Origin of the sequence: Streptomyces sp. NPDC002602, assembly GCF_042889445.1 — a bacterium.
In the GTDB taxonomy this organism is placed as follows: Bacteria; Actinomycetota; Actinomycetes; order Streptomycetales; family Streptomycetaceae; genus Streptomyces.
This window is the reverse complement of the sequence record NZ_JBIAQX010000010.1, coordinates 59,520-74,382: the sequence shown is the minus strand read 5'-3', so window position 1 is coordinate 74,382 and position 14,863 is coordinate 59,520. Positions and strand designations below refer to the sequence as shown.

At 73.1% G+C, this 14,863-nt stretch carries 12 protein-coding genes; 4 read left to right on the top strand and 8 right to left on the bottom strand.

From position 1 onward, the window contains the following. Window positions 1–42 precede the first annotated feature (42 nt). The 3 genes from ACFYW3_RS24600 (at window position 43) to ACFYW3_RS24590 (ending at window position 5,758) form a co-directional block, all read left to right on the top strand. The gene (locus tag ACFYW3_RS24600; RefSeq protein WP_389387339.1) at window positions 43–2,370 is read left to right on the top strand and encodes an NHLP family bacteriocin export ABC transporter peptidase/permease/ATPase subunit; all 2,328 of its coding nucleotides are present in this window, start codon (window positions 43–45) and stop codon (window positions 2,368–2,370) included. Further along, window positions 2,367–5,372 (top strand): NHLP bacteriocin export ABC transporter permease/ATPase subunit, encoded by a 3,006-nt coding sequence (locus ACFYW3_RS24595; protein WP_351755343.1) that lies wholly within the window; start codon window positions 2,367–2,369, stop codon window positions 5,370–5,372. The genes ACFYW3_RS24600 and ACFYW3_RS24595 overlap by 4 nt, the downstream gene beginning before the upstream one ends. Window positions 5,373–5,572: 200 nt before the next feature. Further along, window positions 5,573–5,758, top strand: coding sequence for a hypothetical protein (locus ACFYW3_RS24590; protein ID WP_351755340.1), 186 nt, complete (start codon window positions 5,573–5,575; stop codon window positions 5,756–5,758). A gap of 163 nt (window positions 5,759–5,921) precedes the next feature. Here ACFYW3_RS24590 and ACFYW3_RS24585 read toward each other — a convergent pair whose 3' ends face one another. From ACFYW3_RS24585 to ACFYW3_RS24560, 6 genes are all read right to left on the bottom strand, one after another. Further along, complete coding sequence (locus ACFYW3_RS24585; protein ID WP_389387338.1) at window positions 5,922–6,998, bottom strand: saccharopine dehydrogenase; 1,077 nt, start codon at window positions 6,996–6,998, stop codon at window positions 5,922–5,924. A gap of 253 nt (window positions 6,999–7,251) precedes the next feature. Further along, window positions 7,252–8,364 (bottom strand): cytochrome P450, encoded by a 1,113-nt coding sequence (locus ACFYW3_RS24580; protein ID WP_389387337.1) that lies wholly within the window; start codon window positions 8,362–8,364, stop codon window positions 7,252–7,254. 1 nt (window position 8,365) lies between these two features. Continuing rightward, entirely contained in the window at window positions 8,366–9,337 is a 972-nt protein-coding gene (locus tag ACFYW3_RS24575; RefSeq protein ID WP_351755331.1) for an isocitrate lyase/phosphoenolpyruvate mutase family protein, read from the bottom strand. A gap of 177 nt (window positions 9,338–9,514) precedes the next feature. Continuing rightward, window positions 9,515–9,862: a DoxX family protein gene (locus ACFYW3_RS24570; protein ID WP_351755328.1), complete on the bottom strand. Its 348-nt coding sequence runs from the start codon at window positions 9,860–9,862 to the stop codon at window positions 9,515–9,517. A gap of 95 nt (window positions 9,863–9,957) precedes the next feature. After that, complete coding sequence (locus tag ACFYW3_RS24565) at window positions 9,958–10,878, bottom strand: DMT family transporter (protein ID WP_351755326.1); 921 nt, start codon at window positions 10,876–10,878, stop codon at window positions 9,958–9,960. A 78-nt stretch (window positions 10,879–10,956) separates the two neighbouring features. Further along, window positions 10,957–11,799, bottom strand: a complete 843-nt coding sequence (locus ACFYW3_RS24560; RefSeq protein WP_389387336.1) for an alpha/beta fold hydrolase — start codon at window positions 11,797–11,799, stop codon at window positions 10,957–10,959. Between the two features lie 168 nt (window positions 11,800–11,967). On the opposite strand from ACFYW3_RS24560, the gene ACFYW3_RS24555 reads away from it, so the two are divergent. Continuing rightward, window positions 11,968–12,375, top strand: a complete 408-nt coding sequence (locus tag ACFYW3_RS24555; protein WP_389387426.1) for a MarR family transcriptional regulator — start codon at window positions 11,968–11,970, stop codon at window positions 12,373–12,375. Between the two features lie 148 nt (window positions 12,376–12,523). Here ACFYW3_RS24555 and ACFYW3_RS24550 read toward each other — a convergent pair whose 3' ends face one another. Both ACFYW3_RS24550 and ACFYW3_RS24545 read right to left on the bottom strand, forming a co-directional pair. After that, window positions 12,524–13,396: a thioesterase II family protein gene (locus tag ACFYW3_RS24550; RefSeq protein ID WP_389387335.1), complete on the bottom strand. Its 873-nt coding sequence runs from the start codon at window positions 13,394–13,396 to the stop codon at window positions 12,524–12,526. An 80-nt stretch (window positions 13,397–13,476) separates the two neighbouring features. Then, window positions 13,477–14,835: an AMP-binding protein gene (locus ACFYW3_RS24545; protein WP_351755319.1), complete on the bottom strand. Its 1,359-nt coding sequence runs from the start codon at window positions 14,833–14,835 to the stop codon at window positions 13,477–13,479. Window positions 14,836–14,863: the final 28 nt, after the last annotated feature.

Below are 14,863 nucleotides of genomic sequence, written 5' to 3'. Positions count from 1 at the left end.
CTGACGCCGAGACATCCGACGCCAAGTGAGGAAACGGCAGCCATGAGCGACACGAAAACCCGACCCCCCGTGGCCGCCTCCCGCCGGGACGCCCGCCGTACCAAGCGCACCGCGGCCCGGGGCCGCCGCTGGGCCCGGCGCCGCGCGCACCGGGTGCCCACCGTCCTGCAGATGGAATCGGTGGAGTGCGGCGCGGCCAGTCTGTCGATGATCCTCGCCCACTACGGGCGCCACGTCCCGCTGGAGGAGCTGCGCGCCCTGTGCGGCGTCTCCCGGGACGGCGCCCGCGCGAGTTCCGTGCTGGCCGCGGCCCGCTCGTTCGGGCTCGTCGCCAAGGGCTTCCAGGCGGAGACCGACCAGTTGGAGGAGAAGCTCCGCAGCGGGCCCGTCATCATCTTCTGGGCGTTCCAGCACTTCATGGTGGTCGAGGGCATCACCACCCGGTTCGGACGCACCCAGGTCGCCGTCAACGACCCGGCGAGCGGCCCCCGCCTGATGGAGTGGTCCATGTTCGACTCCGGGTACACCGGCGTCGTCCTCACCTTCGAACGCGGCCCCGACTTCACGCCCGGAGGCCGCCGCAGCAGCACCGCCGCCGCCCTCCTGGACCGGCGCCTGCCGTCCGGGCGCGCGCTGCCCCTGGTCCTGCTGGCCAGCCTGCTGCTGGTGGTGCCGGGCATCGTCGGCGCCGCCTACTCGCGGGTCTTCCTCGACCGGGTGCTCACCTCGGACTCACCCACGGCCGTGCTGCCACTGATCCTGGCGATGTCCGTCACCGCGCTGATGGTCTTCGTCCTCACCTCCGTGCAGCAGCACTACCTGCTGCGCATGGAGATCCGTACCGGACTGGTGGCGTCGGCGCGCTTCTTCCGCCATCTGCTGCGGCTGCCCATCGAGTTCTTCCTGCAGCGCCGCCCGGCCGAGGTCGCCCGACGCGTCGCGAGCAACGACACCGTCGCCATGATCCTCTCGCGCGACGTCGCCGCCACCACCATCAACATCGCGCTCGTCGTCTTCTACGGCGGCCTGATGGTCCGCTACGACGTCCTGCTCGGCCTGCTGGGCCTGGCCACCGCCGCCTTCAACGTGCTGGTCCTGCAACTGGTCTCGCGCTCCCGCAAGGACGCCGTGGACGCGCTGCGCGCCGACCGCGGCAACCTGATCGGCACCACCTTCGCGACCCTGTCCACCATCGAGTCCGTCAAGGCGACCGGCGCCGAGCCCGACGCCTTCACCCGATGGGCCGGCTTCCTCGCCAAGGTCACCACCGCCCAACAGCGGCTCGGACAGACCACCGCGGTACTGACGGTCCTGCCGCCCCTGCTGGCCGTCGTCAACATCGGCGTCATGCTGCTCGTCGGCGGCCTGCGGGTGGCCGACGGCACCCTCAGCGTCGGTATCCTCGTCACCTTCCAGACCCTGCTGGCGGCCCTCAGCCGCCCCGTCACCCAGCTCACCAACCTGGGCAGCCGGCTCCAGGAGATGAACGCCGACCTCAAGCGCATCCACGACGTGGAGAAGTACCCGCAGGCCCGAGGCTTCCAGCCCGGCGCACCCGGGAAGGACGGCCCGACGGACGACGCCCCCGCCGTCCGGCCCGGGCGAATCGGCGGACCGACGAACCGGCTCGACGGCGAACTCACCCTGGACGACGTCACCTTCGGCTACGGCCCACTCTCCGACCCCGTCGTCACCTCACTCACGCTCACCGTCACCCCCGGTTCCCGCACCGCGCTCGTCGGCGGCTCCGGCAGCGGCAAGTCCACCGTGGGCCGGCTCGTGACCGGCCTGTACGAGCCGCGCTCGGGGCAGATCCTCATCAGCGGACAGCCCCGCGAGGAGATCCCCCGTACCGTCCTCGCCGCCTCCATGGCCTACGTCGACCAGGACGTCGCGCTCTTCGCCGGCACGGTCCGCGACAACCTGACCCTGTGGGACGACACCGTGCCCGACGAGGTCGTCCTCGCCGCCCTCCAGGACGCCGCCGTCTTCGACGAGGTCATGTCCCGGCCCGGCGGCATCAACGCCAAGGTGTGCGAACAGGGCAGCAACTTCAGCGGCGGCCAGCGCCAGCGCCTGGAACTCGCCCGCGCGCTCGCCGCCCGCCCCACCCTGCTCGTCCTCGACGAGGCCACCAGCGCACTCGACCCGGCCACCGAGCGCACCGTCATGGACAACCTGCGCCGTCGCGGCTGCGCCTGCCTGATCATCGCCCACCGGCTTTCGACCGTGCGCGACGCCGACGAGATCATCGTGCTCGACCGGGGCGTCATCGCCGAACGCGGCACGCACGACGAACTGCTGACCGCCCAGGGCCGCTACGCCGCCCTGTTCGACTCCAGCCGCTCCGAGGAGAAGGACACCCTGTGAGCACTTCCCCCGCCGCAGGCTCCCCCGCGGCCGCCCCCGCCCGGACCGTCTGCCTGGACGACCCCGCGACCCTGCTGTACGTGGAATCCGGCGCGGCCGACCTGTTCGCCGTGGACCGCGGACCGGACGGCGGCGACGGCGAGGAGCACGGCCGGCGCTACTTCCTGTGCCGCGCCGAGGCCGGCATGCTCGTGGTGTGCGGCACCGGCGGCGAGAGCCGCCACACCGTCATCGCCCGGCCCGTGCTCGATGCCCGGCTCACCCGGCTGCCGCTGTCCGTCCTCGACCAGATCCGTCAGGGCCGGGCCACGCTGCCCCGGTCGGCGGGCGACGGTCCCGCCGCGCTCGACCACGCCCGGCTCCTCGCCGGCCTCACCGCCGGGCTCACCGCCCTCGCCGACGCGCTGCCCGGCGCCCTCGCGCCCCGCCAGTTCACGTCCCTGAGCACCACCGACGGCACCGAACTCGACAAGGGCGACGTGGCCCGCTCCGTCGACGGGGTGCAGTTCGTCCGCGTGGAGTCCGGCCTCCTCGACCCGGGCGACCCGGCCACCGAGGGCGCCGCCGCGGACCTCGACGGGGAGGAGGACACCAGTGCGCTGGAGCCCGTCGGCCCCGGCGCCGAGCTGGTCCTGACCGAGCAGGACTGGGTCCGGGCCCGCGGCGCCGCCCGCCTCACCACCGCCTCCCTCCTCTCCGTCTACCGGGAGGGCCGGCTGACGGACGCGCTGACCGAGCACTCCGCCCGGCTGCGTACCACCGTCGACCACCGCATCGCCGTCCAGCGGGCCCGTGAGCGCGCCGAACTCGCCGCGCGCCGCGCCCAGGACGGCAAGGTCCTGTCGTCCGCCGTCCGCACCTTCGACGCGGTCCTGCACGACACCGGCACGCGTCTGAAGCTCGCGGACGTCGCCGACGACGAGCCGATGCTCGCCGCGGTCCGGCTGGTCGCCTCCCGGCAGGGCTTCACGGTCCGCCCCCCGGTCCGAAGCCCCGGCCCGGGCCGCCGCAGCGCCGCCGAAGACCTGCGGGCCATCGCCCTCGCCTCCGGCTTCCGCACCCGAGGCATCCGGCTGGAGGACCGCTGGTGGACCCGCGACGTGGGGCCGGTGCTCGGCTACCACGTCACGGGCCGACCCGTCGCGCTGCTGCCGCTGGGCCACGGCTACGTCCTCGTCGACGACGGCCGGGTCCGCGTGCTCAACGCCGAGACGGCCGCCCGGCTGCGCCCCGCCGCCGTCGTGCTGTACCGGCCGCTGCCCGCGGCCGTGCGCGATGTCCCCAGCCTGCTGAGGTTCGGCCTCTCGCCCTCCCTGGGGCACGGCCGGGACCTGGTCCGGCTCGCGCTGACCGGCGCACTCGTCGCCCTGGTCGGTCTGATCATCCCGGTCATGACCGGCAAGGTGCTCGGCGAGTTCGTGGCGGACGCCAACCGGAACCTGATCGTGCAGGGATCCCTGGTCGTCATCGGCTCGGGTCTGGTGACCGCCGCGCTGTCCGTCGTACAGAACTTCGCCGTCCTACGGCTGGAGAGCCGCACCGGCGCCGCCATGCAGGCCGGGCTGTGGAACCGGCTGCTGTCCCTGCCGGCCGCGTTCTTCACCCGCTACTCGACCGGCGAGCTGGGCACCACCGTGCTCGGTGTCACCGCCGCCCAGGAACTGCTTTCCGGGATGCTCACCACGGCCACGCTGGCCCTGCTGACCGGCCTCGCCAACCTGGCCCTCGTCTTCTGGTACGACCTGACCCTGGCCCTGGTCGCCGCCGGTCTCACGGCCGTCGGCGTGCTGTTCGCCGCGGCGGCCGGGCGGCTCCAACTGCGTTGGGCACGCCGCGAGTACACGCACGAACAGGCGATGTCCGCGATGGTCTTCCAGATGCTCACCGCCATGCCGAAGCTGCGGGTGGCCGCCGCCGAGGAGCGGGCCTTCGCCGAGTGGACCCGGCTGGCCGCCCGCGGCCACGCCCTGTCCGCCCGCGTCCGCCGGGTGCAGAACAGCGTGACGACGTTCAACGCAGGCTTCCCGTTGGTGTGTTCGGCGGTCGTCTTCGGGGTGACCGCGGGCCCCCTGCACGGGGAGGTCCCGCTCGCCACCTTCCTGCCGTTCTTCGCGGCCTTCAACCTGCTGCTCTCGGCGGGCCTGCAGTTCACCGCCTCCGCCGTGACCGCCGTCGGCACCGTTCCGATGCTGGAGCGGCTGAAGCCCATCCTCGAAGCGGAACCGGAGAACGACGGCACCAAGGTCGACCCCGGCGACCTGTCCGGGCGGATCGCCGTCTCGCACCTGTCGTTCCGCTACGGCCAGGACGGCCCGCTCGTCCTCGACGACGTCAGCCTCACCGTGCTGCCGGGTGAGTTCATCGCCGTCGTCGGCGCTTCCGGCAGCGGCAAGTCCACTCTGCTGCGGCTGCTGCTCGGCTTCGAGACCCCCATGTCCGGCAGCCTGCTGTACGACGGCCAGGACCTCGCCGAGCTGGATGTCTCCGCGGTTCGCCGGCAGTGCGGAGTGGTGCTGCAGAACGGCGCGCTCCAGGCCGGCGACATCCTCGCCAACATCGTCGGCTCCGGCGGCCACACCCTCGACGACGCCTGGGCGGCCGCCGAGATGACGGGCCTGGCCGACGACATCCGGGCCATGCCGATGAGCATGAACACCGTGCTCTCCGAGGGCACCAACACCCTCTCCGGCGGCCAGCGCCAGCGCCTCATGATCGCCCGCGCCCTGGTGGCCCGGCCGCGCCTGGTCTTCTTCGACGAGGCGACCAGTGCCCTCGACAATCCCACGCAGGGACTGGTGGCCGAGAGCACGCGCCGCTTGAACGCCACCCGGATCGTCATCGCGCACCGGCTGTCCACCGTGGTCGACGCGGACCGCATCGTGGTCATGGACCGGGGCCGGGTCGTCCAGCAGGGCACGTACGAGGAGCTGATGGCGGACGCGGACGGACTCTTCGCCCGGCTGGCGGGACCACAGATGTCCGATGCAACGAACAGGCCTTGAGGGAAAGCAATGTGACGGAATGTGAGTTCTGGTGGCGGTGGCGGCCGGGAGGTGCGACGCTCCCCTCGCCCGACAGCTCACGGCATCCGCCGTCGGGTGAGATGATCCTTCCGCAACGCTGCACCCCAAGACCAACCCGCCCGCCGCGCACATGGCGTGCGGACGGGTACGACCGATCCACCGAGTAGGGGGACCCACCCATGTCACAAGGTCCGAAGACAGCCGTCACCAACCTGAACGTACTGCTGCCCGTGGCGTACGCGCTGGCCGTCGTCGTCACCGCGAGCTTCGTCTCCGGCACTGCCGCCACCGCCGTCGCCGTGGGCGGCGGGGTGCTGCTGGGCCTCTGGTTCGCCTTCGGCCGCCGCCGCGCCACCCGCGGCTGACACGGCTGACACGGCCGGCACGGCCGGCACGGCTGACGGGCGCATTTCAGGATCCGCACCCCTTTCGGCTTCCGGGGTGCGGGTGGCGGCCGGGGGCCGGTCGCGGCCCGCGGTGGATCGCCGTCCGGCGTGCCTCCGCCCCGGGGCACGCCGGCGGGACACGTCAGCGAGCGGGAAGGTCGTCCTGGGTGCGGATCGCCGTCTCGAAGGTGTCCAGGGCGCGGGCCCACACCCCGTCCCAGTCCGCCAGGCGCCGCAACTGCGGGGCGAGTTCGGCGGAGAAGGCGACGGTGGCCTCGCCGGGCAGGAGTGAGGGCAGGTTGTCGATGGCGATCAGGTCGAGCGGGGCGCCGCCCGCGGTGAGGGCGCGTACCGGCTCCTCCCAGGTGGTGGTCTCGTCGTACACCGGCAGCACGTTGCAGTCGGAGGTGACGTCGCAGGTGACGTCGGAGACGAGGGAGAGGAGCCGGCCCGGGTCGTCCAGGTCGCCCTTGGTGAGGAACGGCGGGACCGGAGTGGTGGTGAGAACGGTGTTGACCATCAGGTCGTGGCCGAGGAGCGCGGCACGGTCGATCTCGCGGGTCTCGGCGAGGTCCCAGCGGGTCGGCTCGATGCCGGCGGTGGTCAACGCGTCGCAGGCCCCGCGTCCGCTGCGGCCGAGCGCGCCGATCACCAGTGCGGTGCCGTCCGTGCCGGTACCGGGGGCTCCCGCGCCGGAGGCCAGCAGCGCGTCGAGGGCGGGGCGGTCGGTCGGCCGCAGGGGCGCGCTGAGCAGGCCGCGGCGGTGCAGGACGGCGAGGGCCGCTCCGACGTACCCGGCCCAGTAGCCGAACGCCGCGACACGGCGGCCGGCCTCGTCGATGAGGTACTCCATGTCGAGCAGGGCGCCGCCGCCGGCGGTGAAGCGGCCGAGCAACTCGGTCGCGCCGGCCTGGCCCTTGTAGGCGTGGCCGAAGTAGATGTGCCGGTGACGCAGGACCGGGGCGCCGGGGCCGGCGGGAAGTTCCTTCAGGCCGAGGACGTAGGCGTCGTCGGGGGCCGTGAGCCAGGAATCGGTGGGCGCGGTGTCGCAACCGGCGGCGGCGTAGTCGGCGAGGGGGAACACGCGCTGTTCCGAGGCCTCGACGGTGATCCGGAGGCCGGCCCGGACGAGCTGTGCGGCGTCGGAGGGGGTGAGGGGGGCGCGGCGTTCGGTGGGGCGGGACTCGTGCCGCATCCAGAGGTGCGGGGTCTTCGACATGAGGGGTCATTCCTGTCTGGGGGCGTGCGGTTGGCAGACGCCCGGCCGTGGTGCGTGCCGGGCGGTACGGTCCCCATCGGTGCCGCCGGCGCCACCGCTGTCACTGGTGTCTCCGGTGCCGCCTGTCCCCCGTCCCGGCCCGGCCTGCGGTGCCCGTGACGCGCCACCCGGTCGGATCCGTCCCCGCCGGCGAATCGGCCCCGGCCGCTTCGGTGTTCGGGGTGCGGGATCCGGGGCGGGCCCCGTGAGCGGGTCAGAGGTGCGGGATGCGGGCATTGGCCAGGGGGCGGTAGGTCGGGGTGTCCGTGGACGACAAGCCTGCCGTGCGGAGTTCCGTCACGATGGCGGCGGCGAGGGCCGAGGCGAGGGCTTCACCCGGGCAGCGGTGGGACGACGCACCGAAGGTGAAGATCATCGGATTCACTCTTCCGGGTGATAGCTCGTGTGGATCCGGGTTGACGGCCGGGTCACGGTTCGCGGCGGCGAGGAGGACCAGGATCTGCTGCCCGCTCTCCACCGCACGGCCGCCGTGGACGAAGGGCGCGGCGGCGAAACGGCGGGTGTTCTGGATCGGCGCGTCGTATCGGACCACCTCCCGCACCAGCGCCCCGATGTCGGAGCCGTCCGCTCCCCGGGCCAGGGCCACCAGGGTGTTGCCCACCAGTCCGGCGGTGGCGTCGTAGGTCTGGGACAGGAACCCGACGGCATTGGACAGCAATGGCGCCAAGTGTGGCCAGGACGCCCGGTCGGCGGCGCGGACCAATTCCCCGAGGAGCCCGTCGTTCTCGCCGCCGAGGCCGGGCCGCAGCAGTTCGCGGACCCGGCCGGCCGCTACGGCGGCGGCCCGCTGTTGCGCGGGGGTCGCGGAGGCCGGTATGCACTGGACGAAGGCGGCGATCGAGCGGGCCGCCTCCCGGTCCGCGCCGTCCGTCAGGCCGGCCAACGCGGCCACGACCCGGGCCGGGACCTCGAACATCAGCTCGTCCCAGGGGACTTCGCCGCCGGCTTCCAGTGCCTCCCGGGTGAACCGGGCGGCCAGTCGGGCCGCGTGCGCGGTGTCGGCTCGGGCCAGCGCGTCGACCACCACCGTCTTCAGGCGGCCCTGCACCGTGCCGTCCGTCATGCGGACCAGGTCCGCGAAGACCTCGCCCGCCGGGGTCGCGACGATCCCCCGCGGGACCGGCTCGCCCGGCGGTCGTACCCGCAGCGCGCCGCTGCCCAGTACGGCGTGCACGGCGGCGGCGTCGGCGGCGACCCAGGCCCCGATCTCCTCGTCGTGGGCGAACGGGCGTTCGGCCACCAGGTGGGCGTAGTACGGGTAGGGGTCGGGCAGTCGGACCGCGTCGATCGGCGTGGTGGCGGTCACCTCACGCTCCCCGGCCGGGCGCGGGGGCGGAATGCGGGGCAACGGAGTCCCGGGCGGCGAGAGTCGGACCATCGGGGGCGGGGGCGTCGGGACCCGGGGCATCGGGAGCCGGGGCGTCGGGACCCGGGGGTGTGGCCCGGGCCAGGAGCGCGTTGGCCTCGGCGTACGGGATGGCGTCCGCTCCGAAGTCGAACGTGCCGGCTTCGGCGATCTCCCGGGCGGCCCGGGTGAACGCGCCGAGGGCCGCGCGGGACAGGGCGGAGCCGGTGCTGATCCGGCGGACGCCGAGGGCTCCGAGTTCGGCGACGGACAGCTTGAGGGCGCCGCCCATGAGGACGTTCACGGGCCGGTCCACGGCGGAGCAGACGGCACGGATCGCTTCGGCGTCGGGCAGGGCCGGGGCGTAGAGGACGTCGGCGCCGGCTGCCTCGTAAGCCTGGAGGCGGCGGATCGTGTCGTCGAGGTCGGGGCGGCCCTGGAAGAAGTTCTCGGCGCGGGCGGTGACGGTGAAGGGGAAGTCCAGTTCCTTTGCCGCCTCCACGGCGGCCGCCACCCGTTCCACCGCCTCGTCGAGCGGTCGCACGGGATTCTCGTCGCGGCCCGTGGAATCCTCGATGGAGCCGCCGACGAGGCCGGCGGCCGCGGCGAGGCGGATGGTCTCGGCGATCTCCTCGGGCCGCTCCCCGAAGCCGCTCTCCAGGTCGGCGGTGACTGGCAGGCCACTGGCCTCGACGATCACGGCCGCGTTGGCGAGGAGTTCGGCGCGGCTGACCTGGTTCGTGCCGTCGGGGCGGCCGAGGCTGTGGGCCAGGCCGGCGCCGGTGGTGGCGAGTGCCGCGAAGCCGAGGCCCGCCAGGATGCGCGCGGTGCCCGCGTCCCAAGGGTTGGGGACGACGAAGGGCCGGCCGGTGGCGTGCAGGTCCCGGAAGGCGACGGCGCGCGCGTGACGGGTGGCTGCGGTGGTGCGGTTCATGGGTCCCTCGCGTGGTGTACGTCGTCCGGTGGTCGGGTCGGTCGGGTCGGTCGGGTCGGTCGGGTCGGTCGGGTCGGTCGGGTCGGTCGGGTCGGTCGGGTCGGTCGGGTCGGTCGGGTCGGTCCAACGTAGCGACCAGCCCGGGGAGTTGCTCCCCGGATTGCTCCCGCGCGTCGCTCAGAGCGCGAAGCCGAGGGCGAAGGCGCCGACGACCGGGGCCATGTAGATGACCGGGAAGGGGATGTGCGCGTACGAACGGGCCTTGACCACGGTGATGACGGCGCCGAGGTAGTACAGCACCAGGCCGACGCCGGCCGCGATGCCGACCACGGGCAGGAAGATCCCGACGACGAGGCCGATCGCGCCCAGGGCCTTGGCCGCGCCGAGGGGCGTCCACCAGGTCTGGGGCACGCGGTACTCGTTCATGGCTTCGACGACCCACTTGGCCCGCGAGAGCAGCGAGTAGCCCGAGAACCCCGACATGGCGGCGGCGAGGACGGCGACGATGGTGGCGGCGGTGTTCATCAGGAAGCTCCTTCTCAGGTGGTCGCCCTTGCGGCGACCTCACCCCCTTGACCCGCCGCGTGCCACAGGTGTGACAGGTCTCGGGAAAAAAGTTCTCACTTCGTCGAGGGCGCGCCCCCGGGGAGCGGTTCGACCCGCCGCCTGCGGGACACGGCCACGCCGGCCAGGCAGATCGCGCCGCCCAGCAGGGTCAGCCACCCGGGGACCTCGTCGAGGGCGATCCAGGCGATGAACACCACGACGGCCGGCACCGCGTACGTGGTCGCGCCCATCTTTCCGGCGGTGGTCCGCGAGAGGGCGTACGTCCACGTGGTGAAGGCCAGCGCGGTCGGGAAGAGCCCCAGGTAGACCATGTTGAGGGTGGCGGAGAGCGGGGCATCGGGCAGTTGGTCGATGAGCTGCCCGACGAACGGCAGGGTCACGGCGGTACCGATGAAGCAGCCGTACGTCGTCACTTGTAGCGGGGTCGCGTGGGCCAGGGCCGGCTTCTGCAGGACCACTCCGGCCCCGTAGGTGAGGGCGGCCAGCAGGCAGAGCAGTACGCCGGTGAGGGAGGAGGAGCCGCCGTTGGAGGTGGACACTCCCACCACGACCGCGCCCACGAAGGAGACGGCCATCCCCGCCAACAGCATCGGGGGGAACCCCTCCTTCAGCATCCAGCCGCTGAGCAGGGCGATCACGATCGGGCCGATGTTCACGATCATCGCTGCGGTGCCGGCGTCGACGCCCTGCTCGCCCCAGTTCAGCGCGACCATGTACAGCCCGAACCACAGCACTCCGGATCCCACGATCCCGGGCCAGGCCTGGCGCGGGGGTGGCGGCACCCGTTTGACGATCAGTACGAGGCCGAGCGCGATCGAGGCGGTGAGGAGCCGCCCGAGGGCCAGCGCCCCGGGTCCGAAGTACTCGGCCGACGCGCGGATGGAGACGAATGCGGACGCCCAGAGCACGACGGTGATTCCCGCCGCGATGAGAGCACGATGATCTGGTCCGGTATCCCCGGCCGTGTGGTCCATACGAGCAAAGTACCGACGGGTCGAAGACAAAGCCCAGGCCATTTCCGGGGCTGCGGCGGGGGCTCCGCCCGCTCCCGCTCAGGAACGGTGGGCGGGGGCGGTGAGCAGGCTCCGCAGGCGGGCCGCGTAGGCACGGGGGCGGGTGGTGTTGCCGTTGTGGCCGCCCGGGAAGGTGCATATCGCGGTGTCCAGGAGGTCCGCCAGGGCGGTCGCGCACCGGTGGTCGAAGACCGATGCCGAGGTGGTCGCCCCGATGGCCGGGACGATCCGGGTCGTGGTGCGGGCGAGCGCGGCGAGGTCGAGGGTGTCCTCGATGATCGCCGAGAAGTCGTGCTCGACGAAGTAGTCGAAGTTGGCGCGGCGTCGGTCGTCCAGGGGCTCGGGGGTCACATTCGGTTCGACCTCCTGGCGGGTCGGGTCGATGCCCAGGACCCGGGCGATCTCGGGGAGCGCGACCTCGAGCCCGGCCGAACGGTAGATGTCCCTGAGCCCGGCCAACTCCGCCTCGTGGTCGGCGCGGTCAGCGGCCGGCAACAGGCGCGGGGCGACCGGCTCGTGGGCGATGAGGGTGCCCACTTGGCCCGGGTGTCGGGCGGCCAGGTGGAGGCCGATGGTCGCGCCGAGGCTGCAACCCAACATCAGGGCGGGTTCGTCGCCGACGGTGGTCAGCAGCCGGTGCACGTCCTCGGCGTGCTCGGCCAGGGTCGTCGTCCGGCCGGGCTCGTCGAGCCGACTGCGGGAGAGGCCCCGGCGGTCGTAGGTCAGGACGGTGAAGGCGTCATCGAGGTGCGACACCAGGTCCACGGTGCGGTCGGCGTCCCCCTCACCGCTCTGGGAGATCAACAACAGCGGCCCGGAGCCACGGAGTTGGTAGTGAAGGGTGCAGCCGGGAACCGCGAGGGTGGCCTTCAGGGTGGACATGGTGACTCCTCTGCGTCGATCGACACGGACCTTCGTCCGCTGCTCTGCGATCAGCCTAATCCATCGAATCCGATACATCAAGAGAGATGCATTCTTCTCGATACATCTGCGCTGATGTACCGTGGTCCTGTGGATGGAATCGAACTGTTCCTGCTGGGCCGGGCCTTGATGAAGCTCGGCGAGGAAGCCCTGCCCGAGCCCCCGGGCGGATCCGGTCAGTACGCCGGCAGCACCCGCTCGGTGGTGATCGTGGCGGGGGACATCGCCGCGCATCCGGACACCACCGTCGGCGAGACCGCGCTGCGGACGGGCCTGCCGCAGAGCCAGGTATCGGGTGCCGTGGCCCGGCTGCGCGAGGTGGGATCGGTGGAGACCGCGCCCGATCCGGCCGACCGCCGGCGCACGCTCGTACGCCAGTCCCCCGAGGTCTCCGCGCGCGTGGCCACCGTACGGGCCGCCGGCGTCTCCAAGGTCGAGGAAGCCCTCGCCCGGGCGCTCGGCGAGGCGGAGGCACAGCGGCTGCCGGCGGTCACCGAGGCCCTGGAGGTACTGGCCCGACACCTGGTGCGCCCCTGAGGAAGCCGTCGGCGCCGCCTCACGCCCCGGCGCCCGACGCACCCGGCCGGCGCCGCCTCACCCGCCGGCCCGCCTCACGCCCCGTCGGCCCGACGCACCAAGCCGGCGCCACCTCACCCGCCGCCGCCACCTCACCCGCCGGCCCGCCTCACTCCGAGGGCGCCACCTCACCCCGCAGGCGCGGACCGCCCGCCAGGGTCGCGAACGCCGCCAGGTCCTCGGTGATCGCCCGGGACACCGCGTCCCGCTGCTCGTTCAGGTAGAAGTGCCCGCCGGGGAAACTCCGGAAGGTGAAGGCCCCCGAGGTCAACTCCCGCCAGGCCATGGCCTCGGACACGCCGACCCGAGGGTCGGACTCACCCGTCAACACGCTCATCGGGGTACGCAGCACCGGTCCGGGCACGTGTCGATGGGTCTCGACGGCGTGATAGTCGCCGCGCAACGTCGGCAGGATCAGCTCGCGGAATTCCGGATCGGCCAGGAGTCTGGCGTCGGTGCCCGCGAGTTCGCTCACCAGGGCGATCAGCGCGTCGTCGTCCCGCGGGGCGACGCCCTCGGAGCGCTCGATCAGCGGTGAGCGGCGTCCGGACAGGATCAGACCGCGCGGGGCCGTGCCCGCGTGCTCCAGGCGGCGCGCCAACTCGTAGGCGATGAGGGCGCCCATGCTGTGTCCGAACAGCACCAACGGCCGGTCCCGCCACGGCGTCAGCGCCTCCCGCAGCCCGTCGACCATCGCGTCGATGCTGCCCGGAACCGGCTCGCCGATGCGCTCCTGGCGCCCGGGGTACTGGGCGACGAGCACCTCGGCACGCGAGGCCTGGGCCGCGGAGAACGGGTGGTAGTAGGCGGCGCCGCCGCCCGCGTGCGGAAGGAACACGAGGGTCGGCGCGGAACCGGAAGCCGGCTCGGGGTGGAAACGGCGCAGCCAGGGCGAACCGGTCCTGCGGTCGAAGCCCGGAGAGACGACCACATCGGGACCGGACGCGGGGCCGGGACCGGACGTGGGAACGGGACCAGGCATGGCAACAGGACCGGGCGTGGGACCAGGACCGGACGTGGCACCGGGACCGGACGTGGGGAAGGGAGTGGGAGGGGGAGTCGTCATCGCCGGCCCTCCGAGTCGTTCGTCAGCAGCAGCTTCTTCTGGGGCTTGCCCATGGCGTTGCGCGGGATGGCGGTCACGAAGCGGACCTCGCGGGGGCGTTTGTGGACCGACAGGTGCGCGGCGACGAAGTCGGTGAGTTCCGTGCCGGTGACGCCTTGCGCGACGACGAAGGCCACGATCCGTTGGCCGAGGTCCGCGTCCGGCAGACCGACCACGGCCGCCTCGCTGACCCGGGGATGGTCGAGGAGTGCGTTCTCGATCTCGCCCGCGCCGATGCGGTACCCGCCGGACTTGATCAGGTCGATGGAGGCCCGGCCCACGATGCGGTGGACCCCGTCGCTCTCGTCGACGGCGGCGATGTCGCCGGTGCGGAACCATCCGTCCTCGGTGTACGCGGCCGCCGTCGCCTCGGGGCGGCCGAGGTAACCGGAGAACAGCGTCGGCCCGGTGAGCTGGAGTTCCCCGATCTCGGCGCCCGGTTCGGCGGCGATACGGGTGCGGACGCCGCGCAGCGGGGTACCGACCGTGCCGGGGCGGACCTCTCCCCCGGCCCGGCCGCTGAGGGTGATCAGGGTCTCGGTCATTCCGTAGCGCTCCACCGGGCGCAGGCCGGTCAAGGCCTCCAGGTCCCGGAAGACCGGCGCGGGCAGGGCGGCGCTGCCGGAGACGAGGAGCCGGGCGCGGGAGAGCGCGGCGGCCTCGGCCGGGGAACCGGCGATCCGGGACCAGACGGTGGGAACGCCGAAGTAGAGGCTGCCGGCGGCCTGCGCGTACGCCTCGGGGGTGGGGCGGCCGGTGTGCACGAGCCGGCTGCCGGTGCGCAGGGCGCCGAGGACCCCGAGGACGAGTCCGTGTACGTGGAAGAGGGGCAGGCCGTGTACGAGGGTGTCCTCGGCGGTCCACTGCCAGGCTTCGGCGAGGGCGTCGAGGTCGGCGGCGATCGCGGCCGAGGTGAGGACGACGCCCTTGGGGGGACCGGTGGTACCGGACGTGTACAGGATCAGGGCGGGGTCGGTCGGTCCGGCCGCGGGCGTGGCGGGGGCGTCGGCGCGGCGGGTGTAGTCCACGTCGAGGAGCGCGGCGCCGGAGTCCCGGAGGATGTGTTCGCGTTCGGCGGGGCCGGCGTCCGGGGGCAGTGGTACGAGGGGCACCCCGGCGAGCAGCGCGCCCACGGTGGCGGCGACGGTCTCCAGGGAGGCGGTGGCGGTCACCGCGACGGCCGGTGCGCCGCCCGTGGTGATGTCGCGGGCCACGGCGGAGGCCGCTCCCAGCAGTTCCTCGTAGGAGGAGGTGCGGCCGGCGACGGTGAGGGCGTCGGGACGGTCTCCGTACACGCCGTCCAGTGTGGTGAGCACGCGGCAGCTCCCTGGTGATCCGATGGAT